The sequence below is a fragment of the Flavobacterium sinopsychrotolerans genome (genome assembly GCF_900110375.1).
GTDB classification, from domain to species: Bacteria; Bacteroidota; Bacteroidia; order Flavobacteriales; family Flavobacteriaceae; genus Flavobacterium; species Flavobacterium sinopsychrotolerans.
The window spans coordinates 342105-358243 of record NZ_FODN01000001.1 but is presented as its reverse complement, the minus strand read 5'-3'; the positions used below and the strand labels follow the sequence as shown (position 1 = coordinate 358243).

General features: G+C 33.0%; 15 protein-coding genes. 13 read left to right on the top strand and 2 right to left on the bottom strand.

The features are described from left to right. The first annotated feature begins 32 nt into the window (after nucleotides 1-32). Both gldB and gldC read left to right on the top strand, forming a co-directional pair. Nucleotides 33-989 carry a gliding motility lipoprotein GldB gene (gldB, locus tag BMX64_RS01585; RefSeq protein WP_091165318.1) on the top strand — a complete coding sequence of 319 codons (957 nt, stop codon included), beginning with the start codon at nucleotides 33-35 and terminating at the stop codon, nucleotides 987-989. Next, nucleotides 989-1324: a gliding motility protein GldC gene (gene gldC, locus BMX64_RS01580; protein ID WP_091165314.1), complete on the top strand. Its 336-nt coding sequence runs from the start codon at nucleotides 989-991 to the stop codon at nucleotides 1322-1324. The genes gldB and gldC overlap by 1 nt, the downstream gene beginning before the upstream one ends. Before the next feature lie 718 nt (nucleotides 1325-2042). Here the strand turns inward: gldC and yihA are convergent. Next, nucleotides 2043-2663 (bottom strand): ribosome biogenesis GTP-binding protein YihA/YsxC, encoded by a 621-nt coding sequence (gene yihA / locus BMX64_RS01575; protein WP_091165309.1) that lies wholly within the window; start codon nucleotides 2661-2663, stop codon nucleotides 2043-2045. Between the two features lie 36 nt (nucleotides 2664-2699). Next, nucleotides 2700-3464 (bottom strand): alpha/beta fold hydrolase, encoded by a 765-nt coding sequence (locus tag BMX64_RS01570; protein ID WP_091165306.1) that lies wholly within the window; start codon nucleotides 3462-3464, stop codon nucleotides 2700-2702. Nucleotides 3465-3842: 378 nt separating this feature from the next. On the opposite strand from BMX64_RS01570, the gene mraZ reads away from it, so the two are divergent. Genes mraZ through BMX64_RS01515 form a run of 11 tightly spaced genes read left to right on the top strand, consistent with a single transcriptional unit; the run spans nucleotide 3843 to nucleotide 16136 of the window. After that, entirely contained in the window at nucleotides 3843-4316 is a 474-nt protein-coding gene (mraZ, locus tag BMX64_RS01565) for a division/cell wall cluster transcriptional repressor MraZ (protein WP_091165302.1), read from the top strand. Further along, nucleotides 4291-5205, top strand: a complete 915-nt coding sequence (gene rsmH / locus BMX64_RS01560; protein WP_208858950.1) for a 16S rRNA (cytosine(1402)-N(4))-methyltransferase RsmH — start codon at nucleotides 4291-4293, stop codon at nucleotides 5203-5205. Before mraZ ends, rsmH begins: the two co-directional genes overlap by 26 nt. A gap of 37 nt (nucleotides 5206-5242) precedes the next feature. Continuing rightward, nucleotides 5243-5590: an FtsL-like putative cell division protein gene (locus tag BMX64_RS01555; protein ID WP_091165299.1), complete on the top strand. Its 348-nt coding sequence runs from the start codon at nucleotides 5243-5245 to the stop codon at nucleotides 5588-5590. Next, entirely contained in the window at nucleotides 5581-7584 is a 2004-nt protein-coding gene (locus BMX64_RS01550) for a penicillin-binding protein (protein ID WP_091165295.1), read from the top strand. Before BMX64_RS01555 ends, BMX64_RS01550 begins: the two co-directional genes overlap by 10 nt. Further along, complete coding sequence (locus BMX64_RS01545; RefSeq protein WP_091165292.1) at nucleotides 7581-9044, top strand: UDP-N-acetylmuramoyl-L-alanyl-D-glutamate--2,6-diaminopimelate ligase; 1464 nt, start codon at nucleotides 7581-7583, stop codon at nucleotides 9042-9044. The genes BMX64_RS01550 and BMX64_RS01545 overlap by 4 nt, the downstream gene beginning before the upstream one ends. A 6-nt stretch (nucleotides 9045-9050) precedes the next feature. Then, the gene (gene mraY, locus BMX64_RS01540; protein WP_091165288.1) at nucleotides 9051-10280 is read left to right on the top strand and encodes a phospho-N-acetylmuramoyl-pentapeptide-transferase; all 1230 of its coding nucleotides are present in this window, start codon (nucleotides 9051-9053) and stop codon (nucleotides 10278-10280) included. 1 nt (nucleotide 10281) lies between these two features. Continuing rightward, nucleotides 10282-11613: a UDP-N-acetylmuramoyl-L-alanine--D-glutamate ligase gene (gene murD / locus BMX64_RS01535; protein ID WP_091165285.1), complete on the top strand. Its 1332-nt coding sequence runs from the start codon at nucleotides 10282-10284 to the stop codon at nucleotides 11611-11613. Nucleotides 11614-11657: 44 nt separating this feature from the next. After that, complete coding sequence (locus BMX64_RS01530) at nucleotides 11658-12947, top strand: FtsW/RodA/SpoVE family cell cycle protein (protein WP_091165282.1); 1290 nt, start codon at nucleotides 11658-11660, stop codon at nucleotides 12945-12947. Between the two features lie 42 nt (nucleotides 12948-12989). After that, a complete protein-coding gene (gene murG, locus BMX64_RS01525; protein WP_091165279.1) occupies nucleotides 12990-14081 on the top strand; it encodes an undecaprenyldiphospho-muramoylpentapeptide beta-N-acetylglucosaminyltransferase in 1092 nt (363 codons plus the stop codon). Further along, the gene (murC, locus tag BMX64_RS01520) at nucleotides 14078-15427 is read left to right on the top strand and encodes a UDP-N-acetylmuramate--L-alanine ligase (protein ID WP_091165276.1); all 1350 of its coding nucleotides are present in this window, start codon (nucleotides 14078-14080) and stop codon (nucleotides 15425-15427) included. Before murG ends, murC begins: the two co-directional genes overlap by 4 nt. Further along, complete coding sequence (locus tag BMX64_RS01515; protein WP_091165272.1) at nucleotides 15414-16136, top strand: cell division protein FtsQ/DivIB; 723 nt, start codon at nucleotides 15414-15416, stop codon at nucleotides 16134-16136. Before murC ends, BMX64_RS01515 begins: the two co-directional genes overlap by 14 nt. The last annotated feature ends 3 nt before the right edge of the window (nucleotides 16137-16139 follow it).

Below are 16139 nucleotides of genomic sequence, written 5' to 3'. Positions count from 1 at the left end.
TAATTCTTTGGAAACAAATTTAATTAATAAATATGAAAATATATCCATTTCTTGTAGTCTTTTGTCTCTTTTTTTTATCGTGCGATAAGAAAAATAAAACAAAAAATGCTGTCACGGCAATTCCTTTAGAATTGAAGGTTGAACGTTTTGATAAAATATTTTTTGAAACTCCCCCAAAGGATTTAGAAAAAGTAAAATCAGCTTTTCCGTTTTTTTTTCCTGCGGGAAATGATAATAGTATTTGGTTAAATAAAATGCAAGATCCAATCTGGAGAGAAGTTTATACAGAGGTCCAAAAAAAATATGCTGATTTTGAACCTGTTAAATCGGAATTAGAATTGCTTTTTAAACATATAAAATATTATTTTCCTAATACAAAAACTCCAAAAGTGATTACCATAATCTCTGAAATGGATTATACTAACAAGGCTATTTATGCGGATAGTCTGGTTATTATTTCGCTTGAATTGTATTTAGGAAAAAACCATAAATTTTATCAGTTTCCCAATTATATCAAACAAAATTTTGAGCAAAAACAGATTATGCCGGATATTGTTTCAAGTTTTTCATCACGGAAAATACCACCAGTTACTGACAAAGATCTGTTAAGTCAAATGATTTATCAGGGAAAGCAATTGTATTTAAAAGATTTGTTTTTGCCAAATTACAGTGATGCAGAAAAAATGGGGTATACTCCTGAGCAAATTACATGGTGTCAAGAAAATGAAAGTTACATGTGGCGTTACTTTATTGAAAAAGAGATGTTGTATAGTGATGATCAAAAACTAATAACACGATTTATAAATCCAGCTCCATTTTCTAAATTTTATTTAGAAATTGATAATGAATCTCCAGGACAGGTTGGTGCTTGGATTGGTTGGCAAATGGTGCGTTCTTACATGGAAAACAATGAGGTGCCTGTTCCTGATTTATTAAAAACAGATGCAAAAGAAATATTTTTGAAATCAAAATACAAACCTAAAAAGTAATGTCAAATAAAAATACATCAGAAATTAAGTTTTTAATCGAATTAGATGAAAACCGTGTTCCAGAAAAATTAATGTGGTCTGCCAAAGACGGCGGAGTAGAGCAGGAAGAGGCAAAGGCTATCATGTTGTCTATTTGGGATAGCAAAGCAAAAGAAAGTATGCGAATTGATTTATGGACAAAAGATATGCCCGTTGATGAAATGAAAATTTTCTTTCACCAGACTTTGGTAGCTATGTCTGAAACCTTCAAGCGTGCTACAGATGATGAAAAAATGGCGGATACTATGAAAGATTTCTGTGATTATTTTGCAGAAAAACTAGAGTTGACAAAATAGAGTAGTTTTTAAAAAAAGGAGCTATAATTAATAAGCTCCTTTTTTTAGTTTGTAATAGATTTTTTTTCTAAATCTTTTAATATTTTTTTTAAAGAGCCCATCATTAATTTATTCGAGCTTCTGTGAAAAGAAATATTATCAATCAATTTATTAGATTTTTTAGTTTCCCAAACTGATTTTTCTTTTGTTGCGGATTCAGTGCCAATGGCTCTTTGTGAATAAATAATTTCTTGAAGATTTAAATCATATATTTCTAAGCTAACTTCACTTTGGTTTTTACCTCTTGAATTTTCATCTTCATATAATCCTAAAGTGCTAAGTTCGTCTTTATTTTTTTTAGAAGATATATTGATGAAAAAATCAAAACCTGTTCCTATTTTTAATTCTTTGAGTTTTTGTTTACTAGGATTTAATGGTATTTGATAGGGAATTAATAAGCCGCTGGTATTCTCTCTGTAGTAATAACGATCATTTAAATTTTTTTTAAAGAAAACAATCGCCTCCTCATTGAGTTTTTCGATATTAGTGCCAGGACAATCTAATTGGTTTAAAAGCCATCTGCCTTTTGTAAAGTCAACTCCTGTTTTATAATTGTTGTTGGTTAAAATGTACGTATTGCTTTTGCAAGAAATAAAAACTACTAAAATAACTACTGTTTTAATAAAGAAATAATGGTTTTTTTATGCATACTTTGTTTTTCTCTTGATTTAAAACACTTCTAAAACTGACTGTTATTCTTGAAAACCTCTTGATTTACTTCGTCAATATAGCTTAGTAATTCTTCTTTTCCGGTTGATTCAGTCGCAGAGGTAACAAAATAGTGTGGCATTTCGGCCCAGTTATTAGCAAACATTTTCTTTTTGTATGCTGCAATATGAGAGTCAATTTTTACCTTACTAATTTTATCCGCTTTGGTGAAAACAATACAAAAAGGAATCTCGCTTTCTCCCATGTAGGACATAAATTCGATATCTATGGTTTGTGCTTCATGACGAATGTCAATCAAAACAAATGCACAAACTAATTGTTCTCTAGTTTCAAAATAATCAGTAATGAATTCTTGAAAAATAGATTTTGTTTTCTTCGATACTTTGGCATAACCATAACCGGGTAAATCTACAAGAAACCAATTATTATTAATCAAGAAATGATTAATTAACTGTGTTTTTCCTGGTCTTCCGGATGTTTTAGCTAACTTTTTATGATTCGTTAGCATGTTGATCAAAGAAGATTTACCAACATTTGAGCGACCAATAAAAGCATATTCCGGCAAAAAGTCTTTCGGACATTTGGTTACATCTGAGTTACTAATTATGAACTCGGCAGTATTTATTTTCATATTCTTAGTATGTGAAAAAACCTTTTTTTAAAGGGTTTATAAATTAGTTTTTATCAACCATTCTTCTAGTAAACGATTAAATTCTTCAGGATGTTCCATCATGGCCGCATGACCACATTTGTCAATCCAATACAAGGTAGAATTAGGTAATAATTTATTAAACTCTTCCGCAACATCCGGCGGAGTAACTTTGTCATTTTTTCCCCAAATGATGCAGGTTTGAACATGCATTTTTGGTAAGTCTTTTGCCATATTATGACGAATAGCACTTTTTGCAATCGTCAATGTTTTTATCAATTTGATTCTGTCATTTACAGATTCGTATACTTCGTCAATAAGTTCTTTGGTAGCTATCTTTGGATCATAAAAAACATCTTCAGCTTTTTTCTTGATGTATTCATAATCGCCTCTTTTTGGATAACTGTCGCCCATGGCACTTTCATAAAGCCCGGAACTGCCTGTTATTACTAGTCCAGCCACTTTTTCTGGGTACATTTTAGTATGGTATAAGGCAATATGGCCGCCCAATGAATTTCCTAAAAGTATAACCCTGTCTAACCCTTTGAAAGTGATGAAGTCTTTAACGTATTTTGCAAAACTTTTTACATTTGTTTTTAAAATGTTTTGAGTGTATATAGGTAAATCTGGAATAATTATTTTATATCCTTTTGTAGAAAAGTAATTTGCAACCGCGTCAAAGTTGCTAAGTCCTCCCATAAGTCCATGTAAAATGACAATCGGAGTTCCCTCACCAGCTTCATAATAGCTGTATCTACCTTCTTTTTTATAGTGTTTTTCCATTTTTTTTGAATCCGGATTTCAATTTCGACAAATATAGGATTTAATAAATAAAAATGAATTTTTACAACAATTTTTAATTGTAAAATATACTGATTGATGTAAAAAATGAAATGGCTTTATTTTAATATTTGAGTTCTTATTTTGGATTTTCCGACTTTTATTCATAGCATTTTTAATCTATAATCCGTTATGTTTTTGTGTCTTTTTTTTATATAATTATCTTTCTTACAAAGAAATAAAAGAGAGCTAACGTTCTGATTGTCCAAAAATTAAGGGTTTTTGTCCAAAAGTGGTTAAACTTATTAACAAAGTGGTATATAGTGGTAAATAGTGGTAATATTTTTTATATTTTTGCTCTACACCATTTAATACTTTTTCTTGGATACAATTGTCGGAACATATGAATGTAAAGTCGATGCTAAAGGGAGGCTGCTTATGCCAGCGCCTTTAAAAAAGCAGTTGGCCACTTCTCTTCAAAACGGTTTTGTTTTGAAGCGCTCCGTTTTTCAGCCATGTTTGGAGTTGTATCCTATGCAGGAGTGGGATTTGATGATGCAAAAAATCAATAAATTAAATCGATTTGTTAAAAAAAACAATGACTTTATACGCAGATTTACCGCTGGGGTAAAAGTGGTCGAGATTGATGCATTAGGACGTTTATTAGTGCCTAAAGATTTAGTGGTTTTTGCAAGCATTGCTAAGGAAGTGGTGTTCTCTTCAGCTGTTAATATTGTTGAGATTTGGGATAAAGATTTATACGAAAAATCAATAAGTGGTGAAGATATGGATTTTGCGGATTTAGCGGAAGAAGTAATGGGGAATTTAAATGACGACAACAATGGAATATCATAATCCGGTTTTGCTTCAGGCATCAGTAGATGGTTTAAATATTAAGCCTGACGGCATTTATGTAGATGTAACTTTCGGTGGAGGAGGTCATTCGAAAGAAATTTTAAAACGACTTGGGCCAAGCGGAAAGTTGTTTGCTTTTGATCAGGATGAAGATGCTTTAGCGAATGCTTTGCCCGATGAAAGGTTTGTTCTCATCAATGAAAACTTTAGGCATATAAAACGTTTTTTGCGTTTTTATGGAGTGAAAAGTGTTGATGGAATTTTAGCTGATTTAGGGGTTTCTTCACATCAGTTTGATGTTGCCGAAAGAGGTTTTTCAACTCGTTTTGATGCTGGGTTGGATATGAGAATGAGTCAGAAAAATGATTTGAATGCCTACCGAGTTGTCAATGAATATGATGAAGCGAATTTAAGAAGAGTGTTTTTGGATTATGGTGAATTGAAAAATGCACCTGCATTAGCAAGGACAATTATAGAAGCCAGAGAGGAGCAGTCAATCAAAACAACAGATGAATTGAAAGAAGTTTTGGCGCGATATTTACCTGAAAGAGTTAGAAATAAAATATTGGCACAGATCTATCAGGCCATTCGAATTGAAGTGAATCAAGAAATGGATGTTTTGAAAGAGTTTTTAGAACAGTCTTTAGAAATATTAAATCCCAGCGGAAGGTTAAGCGTGATATCGTACCATTCACTAGAAGATAGGTTGGTAAAGAGATTTATGAAAAACGGAATGTTCGAAGGAGAACCTGAACGTGATTTTTTTGGAAATTTTTCAGTTCCATTTAAAACAATTGGAAAATTAATTGTTCCAGATAAAGAAGAAATTAAACTAAATAATAGGGCACGAAGTGCAAAATTAAGAATTGCTGAAAAAATAGAATTGTAGAGTAATTTGTGTTTTTGATTTTTGTAAAGAGGAAAAAATGAAAAAGAGAGTATACAGTATATTAAAAGCGCGATTCCTTATTGACGATGATGCCATGAAGAATTGGCGTTTTATCGTTTTTGTTATTCTTTTGGCTATTGTTATGATTGCAAATACACAGCGTTTTGAGCAGAAGGTTTTTATGATCTCGGATTTAACGAATCAAGTAAAAGAATTGCGTTCAGAATTTGTAGACAGACGCTCTGAATTAATGAAGCTAAAGATGGAATCAACTGTTTCTCAGAAAATGGAAATAAAACAAATATTTCCGTCAACAGTTCCTCCAGTAAAAATAAAAGTATCAAAAGAAGAAGAAAAAAACTTTTTTAAAAAAATATGGCAGTAGAAGATAAATACATATCCTACAGAATTTATCTGGTCGCTTTTGCTATCTTTTTGATGGCAATCGCTATTGCTGTTAAGTTAACAAATCTTCAATGGGTTGAAGGGGATTATTACAGAAAATTAGCTAAAGAAAGAACCGTTAGAAATTTTGTTATCCCTGCAAATAAAGGGAATATTTATTCTGCTGATGGAAGTCTTTTAGCTACATCAATTCCAAATTATGAAATTCGTTTTGATGCGGTTGCGCCTAAATCAGAAGCATTTGAAAAAAACATAAAAATATTGTCAGATTCATTGGCTCAACTTTTGGGAAAATCAACTAATTTTTTTGAAAATGAGTTAAGAAAAGCGAGAGCAAATAAGAATAGATATTATCTGGTAGCGCGAGACTTGAGTTATACAGAATATGTAAAAATTAAAGGCTTTCCTTTATTTAATCTTGGAGCTTACAAGGGAGGAATTATTGTTGAGCAAGAAACAATAAGGGAACATCCTATTGGTAAAATTGCTGAGCGTACTGTAGGTTATGAACGGACTTCTAATGGTGAATCACTCGATGGAAAAGGAATCGAATGGGCTTTTAGAAAATATCTGAATGGAAAAGATGGTAAGATTTTAAAGCAAAAAATAGCAAAAGGGCAGTGGAAGCCTATCCGTGATATTAATGAAGTAGATCCTCAAGACGGGTATGATGTCATATCTACAATTGACGTTTATATTCAGGATATTGCGCATCACGCTTTACTTAAACAATTAGAATTATATGAAGCAGATCATGGTTGTGTTGTTGTTATGGAAACAAAAACCGGGCATGTGAAAGCAATTTCTAATTTAGGAAGAGCTGGCGACGGAACCTATTATGAAACCACAAACTATGCCGTAGCGGAATCTCATGAGCCAGGTTCTACCTATAAATTAGCTGATTTGATGGCGCTTCTTGAAGATAAAAAAGCGGATACCAGTTCAGTTTATGACAGTAAAGGCGGAGTGGTTATGTATTCTGGGAAAAAAGTGGAAGATTCCCATAAAGGGGGTTATGGAAAAATTTCATTGGCAAGAGGTTTCGAACTATCATCTAATACTGTTTTGGTTCAAGCAGTTTATGATGCTTACAAGAATAATCCTTCACAATTTGTAAATCATCTTAATAATTTTGGATTAAATAAAACTTTAGGACTTTCCATCAAAGGGGAAGGCATACCTTATATTCCGCAACCAAGTGATAAAAATTGGTCGAAAATTTCACTGCCTTGGATGGCTTTTGGATATGGAGTCCATATTACCCCATTGCAAACATTAGCTTATTATAACGCAGTTGCTAATGATGGTGAAATGGTAAAGCCTCAGTTTGTTTCTGAAATCAAAGAATGGAACAGAACCATCAAAAAATACGAGAAAGAAGTATTGAATCCAAAGATTTGCTCACAGGAAACTATTTTGAAACTACAAGCAGTTTTAGAAAATGTGGTTAAAAAAGGTACTGGCTCAAAATTGTATTCGAAAGATTTTTCAATGGCAGGAAAAACAGGGACTGCTCAGGTTAATTATGGGAAAAGTGGTAGATCAGGAATGTATTATGCCTCTTCTTTTGTGGGTTATTTTCCTGCGGATCAGCCTAAATACTCCTGTATAGTTGTAGTACATAAGCCAAAAACGGCTCTTAATAATTTTTATGGCGCTGATGTAGCTGGCCCAGTTTTTAAGAGAATTGCACAAAAAATATTTACCGATGCGCCTTCAACAAATGAGATTAAAAATTTAAATAGAAAGATACCTAAACAAGAGAATAACTACGATTCATTCTATGTGAAATCTCAAAATAAACAAAAAACAATTCCAAATGTTAAAGGAATGTCAGGTATGGATGCGGTAGCATTATTGGGAAATTTAGGAATAAAAGTAAAAGCCGTAGGAGTAGGAAAAGTGAAAAAACAATCCCTTCAGGCGGGTCAAAATATTCAGAAAAACACAACTATACTATTGGAATTATCATGAATATACTAAAAGATATATTGTATAAAGTAGCCATTGAAGCAGTAAAAGGTTCGACGGATATTACTGTTAATAAAATGGATTTTGATTCTAGAAAAATCGAGTCCAATGATGTTTTTATTGCTATTCGTGGTTCCATTTCGGATGGTCATGATTTTATTGAAAAAGCAATTCAGCAAGGAGCAGTTGCTATTATATGCGATACATTTCCAGAAATTATTGCTAAAGGAATTACCTATGTTCAGGTAAAAGATACGAATTCAGCCCTAGCATTTATGGCTGCAAATTATTTTGGAGATCCATCTCAAAACTTGAAATTGGTTGGAATAACAGGAACAAACGGTAAAACGACCATTGCTTCTTTATTGTACCAATTGTTCAAAAAAGCAGGTTTTAAAGTAGGATTACTTTCGACAGTTAAAATATTGGTTGACGAAATAGAATACAAAGCGACACACACGACTCCAGATTCGATTACGATAAATCATTATTTAAATGAAATGGTTGAGAACGGGGTTGAATACTGTTTTATGGAGGTGAGTTCTCATGGGATTCATCAAAAAAGAACGGAAGCATTGCATTTTGTAGGTGGAATTTTTACCAATTTGTCTCACGACCATTTGGATTATCACCCAACTTTTGCAGAATACAGAGATGTAAAAAAATCATTTTTCGATAATTTGCCAAAAACGGCATTTGCATTATCCAATATTGATGATAAAAATGGGCAGGTCATGTTGCAGAATACTGCAGCCAAAAAATTGACTTACGCTTTAAAATCGTATGCCGATTATAAAGCACAAATCCTGGAAAATCAATTGTCAGGTTTGTTGTTAAAAATAAACGGAAATGAAGTTTGGGTAAAATTAATCGGAACATTTAATGCCTATAATTTATTGGCTATTTATGGAACTGCGATTGAACTTGGAATGGAAAGTTTGGAGGTACTTCGTTTACTGTCAGATTTAGAAAGTGTTTCTGGACGTTTCCAATTTATTGTTTCTGCTTCAAATATTACGGCAATTGTGGATTATGCGCATACACCAGATGCATTAGAAAATGTACTGAAAACCATCAATGACATTCGTACCAAAAATGAACAACTAATTACGGTTGTAGGTTGTGGCGGTAATAGAGATAAAACCAAGCGACCAATCATGGCTGGCATTGCATCTGATTTAAGTGACAAAGCGATATTCACTTCGGATAATCCAAGAAATGAAGATCCAGAAGTTATTATTAATGAAATGGAAATAGGTGTTGCCCCTCAGAATTATAAAAAAACATTGACCATAACCGATAGAAAACAAGCTATAAAAACGGCATGTCAATTGTCTCAGCCGAATGATATTATTTTAATTGCTGGAAAAGGGCATGAGACGTATCAGGAAATAAATGGTATTCGTCATGATTTTGACGATATGAAAATAGTTAAAGAAATTTTAGATCAACTCCATAAATAGAAAAATATGCTGTATTACTTATTTGAATATTTAGACAAAATATTAGATGTTCCTGGAACAGGTGTTTTTCAGTACATCACTTTTAGATCGGCATTAGCATTTTTGCTGTCTTTGCTTTTGTCAACCATTTATGGAAAAAGAATTATTCGTTTTTTGCAAAGACAACAAGTAGGAGAAACCGTTCGTGAACTTGGTTTAGCAGGTCAAAACGAAAAAGCGGGTACGCCAACAATGGGCGGATTAATTATCATTTTTGCGACTCTGGTTCCAGTTGTGCTTTTTGCAAAATTGCATAACATCTATATTGTTTTGTTGATTGTAACCACACTTTGGATGGGAACAATTGGTTTTATAGATGATTATATCAAAATTTTCAAGAAAGATAAAGAAGGTTTAAAAGGAATATTCAAAGTTGTAGGACAAGTAGGTTTGGGTTTAATTGTGGGTATAGTTCTTTATTTTCATGCAGGTGTGACGGTTCGTACGGATACCTCTACATCGGATGTTTTTAAAGTGCCAACAGAAACAGTGATTATGCCTGCGCCAATGGAAGAAAAATCCACTGCGACTACAATCCCTTTCTTTAAAAATAATGAATTTGATTATGCGGAATTATTGGCATGGACAGGTGAAGGATATGAAAAATGGGCTTGGCTGATTTTTATTCCAGTGGTGATTTTTATCATTACAGCAGTTTCTAACGGTGCCAATTTAACAGACGGTATTGACGGCTTGGCAGCAGGAACCTCGGCAATTTCAGTGCTCGCGCTGGGAATATTTACGTTTGTATCGGGAAATATTATTTTCTCCAATTATCTGAATATAATGTACATCCCTAATTCTGGGGAAATGACAGTATTTATTGCCGCATTTGTGGGATCATTGATTGGATTTCTTTGGTATAACTCGTATCCGGCATCGGTATTTATGGGCGATACAGGAAGTTTGACTATTGGTGGAATCATTGCAGTTCTTGCAATTGCCGTTCGAAAAGAAATGCTGATTCCTTTATTATGCGGAATTTTTCTTGTCGAAAATCTATCTGTGGTTCTTCAAGTAAGTTATTTCAAATACACCAAGAAACGTTTTGGCGAAGGCCGAAGAATATTTCTAATGTCTCCTTTGCATCATCATTATCAGAAAAAAGGATATCATGAAAGTAAAATAGTAACTCGATTTTGGATTGTTGCCATCATGCTGGCCATATTGTCAATTGTTACTTTAAAATTAAGATAGTATGAGGCTAGTAATTTTAGGTGGAGGCGAAAGCGGTGTTGGAACTGCTATTCTGGGTAAGAAAAAAGGATATGAAGTTTTTGTATCTGATTTTGGAAAGATAAAAGGCAATTACAAAGAAGTTCTTATCATTAATGGAATAGCGTGGGAAGAGGAAAAGCATACCGAAGATTTAATCTTGAACGCGGATGTGGTGATGAAAAGTCCGGGAATTCCAGATAAATCTCCGATAGTGAAAAAGCTTATTGAAAAAGGAATTCCAATAGTATCTGAAATTGAATTTGCAGCTCCTTTTACAGATTCAACCATAATAGGGATTACCGGTAGTAATGGAAAGACAACCACTACCATGCTCACACATCATTTGTTAAAATCAGCAGGGTTAAATGTAGGATTGGGTGGGAATATTGGAAAGAGTTTTGCGTGGCAAATTGCCGATAATAAATACGATTCTTATGTACTGGAGTTGAGTAGTTTTCAACTGGACGGAATTGTAAATTTCAAACCGCATATTGCGATTATTACGAATATCAGTCCGGATCATTTAGACCGATACGATTACAAATATGAAAATTATATTGATGCAAAGTTTAGAATTACGATGAATCAAACGGAGGACGATTACCTCATATATGATTCGGATGATGAAGCAATAAACGAATGGTTCAAAACGCACACAACAAAAGCAAAATTAATTCCTTTTTCATTGACTAAAATTTTCAGCGAAGGAGCGTATATAAAAAACAATAAAATGGAAATAAAAATTAACCAAGAAGAGTTTACAATGGACACAGAACACATTGCTTTAGAAGGAAAACATAACATGAAAAACGCAATGGCAGCAACCTCTGTGGCAAAATTAATGCAAATAAGAAAGGCGACAATTCGTGAGAGTCTTTCTAATTTTCAAGGAGTAGAACACCGTCTTGAGAAAGTTTTAAAAATCCAGAACGTTCAATATATTAATGATTCAAAAGCAACGAATGTAAATGCTACTTTTTTTGCTTTAGATAGTATGAATACACCTACTGTTTGGATTGTTGGTGGTGTTGATAAAGGAAATGATTATAACGAATTAATGTCATTAGTTCGTGAAAAAGTGAAAGCCATTATTTGCCTTGGTGTAGACAACAAAAAAATCATAGATGCTTTTGGAAATGTGGTCGATATGATGATTGAGGTTACGAATATGAATGATGCTGTGAAAATGGCACAACGATTATCAGAAAAAGGAGATACGGTTTTATTGTCGCCAGCTTGTGCTAGTTTTGATTTGTTTGAAAACTATGAGGACAGAGGTATTCAATTTAAACAAGCGGTAAAGAGTCTATAAAAAGTTTTTTAGTTAAGTTGATTAACCTTAAACAAAAATGAAGAATGAAACAGTTAGTAAACAAATTAAAAGGGGATAGGGTAATATGGTCATTTGTGGCCTTATTAGCGCTGTTTTCGTTTATGCCTGTTTTTAGTGCTAGTAGTAATTTGGCTTATATTGGCCACGGAACTGGGAATACGTTGGGCTATTTGGTGAAACATTTGGCACATATTTGTATTGGTTTTGCAATAATATATTTTGTTCACAAAGTGCCTTATCATTATTTTAAAGCTATTTCAAAAGGAGCTTTATACGTTGTTTGGGTATTATTAGCATATACACTAATTAAAGGTACAGTAATTGCAGGTGCTAATGCCAGCAGATGGATTCAAGTACCGTTCATAGGAATCACGTTTCAAACATCGACGTTGGCATCTATGGTTTTGTTTATTTTTGTAGCGCGTTATTTGTCTAAAACTAGAGCAGTTCCTATTACTTTCAAATCATCAATTTTGGAACTTTGGTTGCCTGTATTTATTACTTTAATGTTTATTCTTCCGGCTAATTTCTCTACAACCGCATTAATTTTCGCAATGGTTCTTATGCTTGTTTTTATTGGAAAATATCCATTAAAATATATTGCCATTGTTGTTGGTTCTGGGATATTATTTCTCACTTTTTTTATTCTGATTGCTAAAGCATTTCCTGATTCAAGGTTTTTTAGTAGAGTAGGGACATGGGGAAATCGAATTGAAAATTTTAGGACGGATAAGCCTGATGAAGATAATTATCAAATAGAGAAAGCTAAAATTGCAATAGCTTCTGGTAAAATATATGGATTAGGTCCAGGTAAAAGTGTTCAAAAAAACTTTTTGCCACAATCTTCCTCTGATTTTATTTTTGCTATAATTGTTGAGGAGTATGGGCTTATAGGAGGTTTTGGCGTACTTACTTTATATCTGCTGTTGTTGTTTCGATTTGTTATTGCTTCGCATAAGGCTAATACGTTGTTTGGGAAATTAGTAGTCGTAGGTTTAGGTTTTCCAATGATTTTTCAAGCCATGATAAATATGGCAGTTGCAGTAGAATTATTACCTGTCACGGGACAAACATTACCATTGATAAGTAGTGGAGGAAGTTCAATTTGGATGACCTGTTTTGCACTTGGAATTATTATTAGTGTCACTAAAAAAGACGAAGAAATTGCTCAAGAATTGATGAATGCTGCTAAAAGAGAGGAAGCACTTCAAAAATTAATTGACCGGGAATTAGAAGAGGAAGAGGTAGTTGCAGAAAATTTTTCTATTGAGGATAAAGCTATAAATCCTATGAATGCAGTTTTGAATAAATAATTCATTTTAAGGTTTTTTAAGAAAATTGGAAATTTAAAATAAATGAGACAGTATAAATTCATATTGAGTGGTGGTGGAACGGGAGGGCATATCTATCCGGCAATTGCTATTGCAAATGAATTAAAATCGCGTTTTCCGGATGCGGAATTTCTTTTTGTAGGTGCAAAAGATAAAATGGAAATGCAAAAAGTTCCTCAGGCAGGTTACAAAATTATTGGGCTTTGGATTGCAGGATTGCAAAGAAGACTGACATTTGATAATACACTTTTTCCAATCAAATTAATTAGTAGTTTGCTGAAATCAAGAACGATAATTAGTCAATTCAAACCGGATGTAGTGATCGGTACTGGAGGTTTTGCAAGTGGTCCATTATTGCAAATAGCTACTATTGCGGGTGTTCCAACAGTTATTCAAGAACAGAATTCCTATCCGGGTATTACAAATAAATTGCTGAGTAAAAACGTAGATAAAATTTGCGTAGCATACGAAAACTTGGAACGTTTTTTTCCAAAGAATAAAATGATTCTGACGGGAAATCCAGTACGACAGGATTTAATTGATATTGATAGCAAAAGAGACGAGGCGATTCACCATTTTAATTTAGATTCTGAAAAAAAAACAGTATTAGTTCTTGGAGGAAGCCTTGGCGCAAGAAGAGTAAATCAGTTGATAGCTAAAGAGATTTTAGCTTTTTCCGCACAGAATATTCAAGTGATTTGGCAATGTGGAAAATTATATTTTGAGGATTATAAACGTTATGGTGATAACGAAAATATCCAAGTTTTTTCATTTATTGACAGGATGGATTTGGTATACGCGGCGGCAGACATTGTGATTTCACGAGCAGGTGCATCTTCGGTTTCCGAGTTGTGTATAGTGGGAAAACCAGTGATTTTTATTCCATCTCCAAACGTTGCGGAAGATCATCAGACTAAAAATGCTCAAGCTGTTGTTGATAAAAAGGGAGCAATTTTAATCAAAGAAAATGAATTGGATACACAATTTAATACGGTATTTAATGATTTAGTATTAAATGAAATAGTACAAAAAGAATTATCGGAAAACATAAAAAAATTAGCTAAAGTAAACGCCACAAAAGAGATCGTTGACGAAATCATAAAATTAATAAAATGAACCTAAACCAAATACATAATGTATATTTCATAGGCATCGGAGGTATTGGAATGAGCGCTTTAGCTCGTTATTTCAAGACCATTGGAAAGCAGGTTTCAGGTTATGATAAAATGCCTTCAGCCCTTACCAATGAATTAATAGAAAGCGGAATCTCAATTCATTTTGAAGACAATATTGATTTGATTCCAAAAGATTTTTTTATAGAAAACACTTTGGTGATAATTACTCCCGCAGTTCCTATGGTACATTCGGAGTGGAATTATTTCTTAGAAAGAGGGTACGTAATTAAAAAAAGAGCAGAAGTTTTAGGTATAATCACTAAAGATACGTTCAGTTTTGCTGTTGCAGGAACCCACGGAAAAACAACAACGTCAAGTATACTTGGACATATTTTATACGAAAGTGGTGTTGACGTTACTGCCTTTATTGGAGGAATTGTAGAGAATTATAATTCGAATTTAATAGGAAGCGGAAAAACAGTTACAGTTGTAGAAGCAGATGAGTTCGATCGTTCTTTCTTGCATTTATCTCCTAATATTGCTTGTATTACTTCTATGGATGCAGATCATTTGGATATTTACGGGACTAGTGAAGCAATTGAAGAATCTTTTGTTGAATTTGCCTCTAAAATAGAAGATAAAAGCAAACTCTTTATTACCAAAGAATTACCACTCGAAGGCGTTATATGTGCAGTAAAGGATGAGGCTGCATTCAAAGCTTTGAATATTAGAATAGACAAAGGTAGTTATATTTTTGATGTGCAAACGCCTACTGAAATAATAAAGGATTTGCATTTTGGATTACCAGGAAAACATAATTTGATGAATGCTTTAATGGCTATAGCAATGTCAAAAACCTATGGTATAGAAAATAGCGATATTGCAAATGCTTTAGCTAGTTTCAAAGGAATTAAAAGAAGGTTTTCTTATCAGATTAAAACGGATGATTTAGTTTATATAGACGATTATGCACATCATCCAACAGAAATAAATGCAGTACATCAAGCAGTTCGGGAGTTATATCCAAACCAAAAAGTTTTGGCTGTTTTTCAACCGCATTTGTTTAGCAGAACCAGAGATTTTGCAGATGATTTCGCCAAAAGTCTGTCGGCTTTTGATCAGATTATCTTATTAGATATTTATCCTGCGAGAGAATTGCCAATGGAAGGTGTAACTACAAAATGGCTGATGGATAAAATGACAAATAAAAATTGTGTGTTAGTTTCTAAAAATGAATTGATTACTTCAATTTTAGGTAGTGATGCCACAGTTATTGTTACTATCGGAGCTGGAGATATAGGAGAATTAGTACCGTCAATTAAAAAAGCAATAAATGAGACTCTTTAATTGGACAAATATTCGATTATTACTGATGTTTGTTTTAGTGATTTTTCTGTTTTCGTTCACATCAAACCGAAACGAAAACAGAAAATTGACTAAATCTAAGGTCATTTTTGTCGACGATAACGCCCCTTTTGTAAAACAAGAAACGGTTAATAAATTGTTGATAGAAAATAAAAGAGATGCATCAAGCATTCAAAAAGTTGATTTAGATTTGAATAAGCTTGAAAAAAGCATTAATTCACAAGAAATGATTGACAAATCAGATGTATTTGTGACTATTGATGGTGTATTAAAAGCAGTAGTGAAACAAAAAATTCCTATAGCAAGATTTTTTAATGAGCAAGGTTCTTTTTATGTTGATTACAAAGGTAATAGAATGCCGTTGTCAGCAAATTTTACCGCAAGAGTTCCGCTAGTTTCGGGGGTGATGAGTACAAAAAACAGCGAAGATTTGGCTAATTTATTTCGTGTAATTTATGATGATCCCTTTTTGAAAAAAAACATAATTGGAATTCAGATTATGCCTAATGGGAGCTTAAAAATGTTCAATAGAAATTTTGATTATCAAATAGATTTTGGTAGAATCATAAATGTAGAGCGTAAATTTAAAAATTATAAAGCTTTTTTTCAAAAAGCAGTTTTAGACAGTTCGTTGTATAAATATAGAAAAATTGATCTCCGATTTACGGAACAAGTAGTTTGCACTAAATAATAG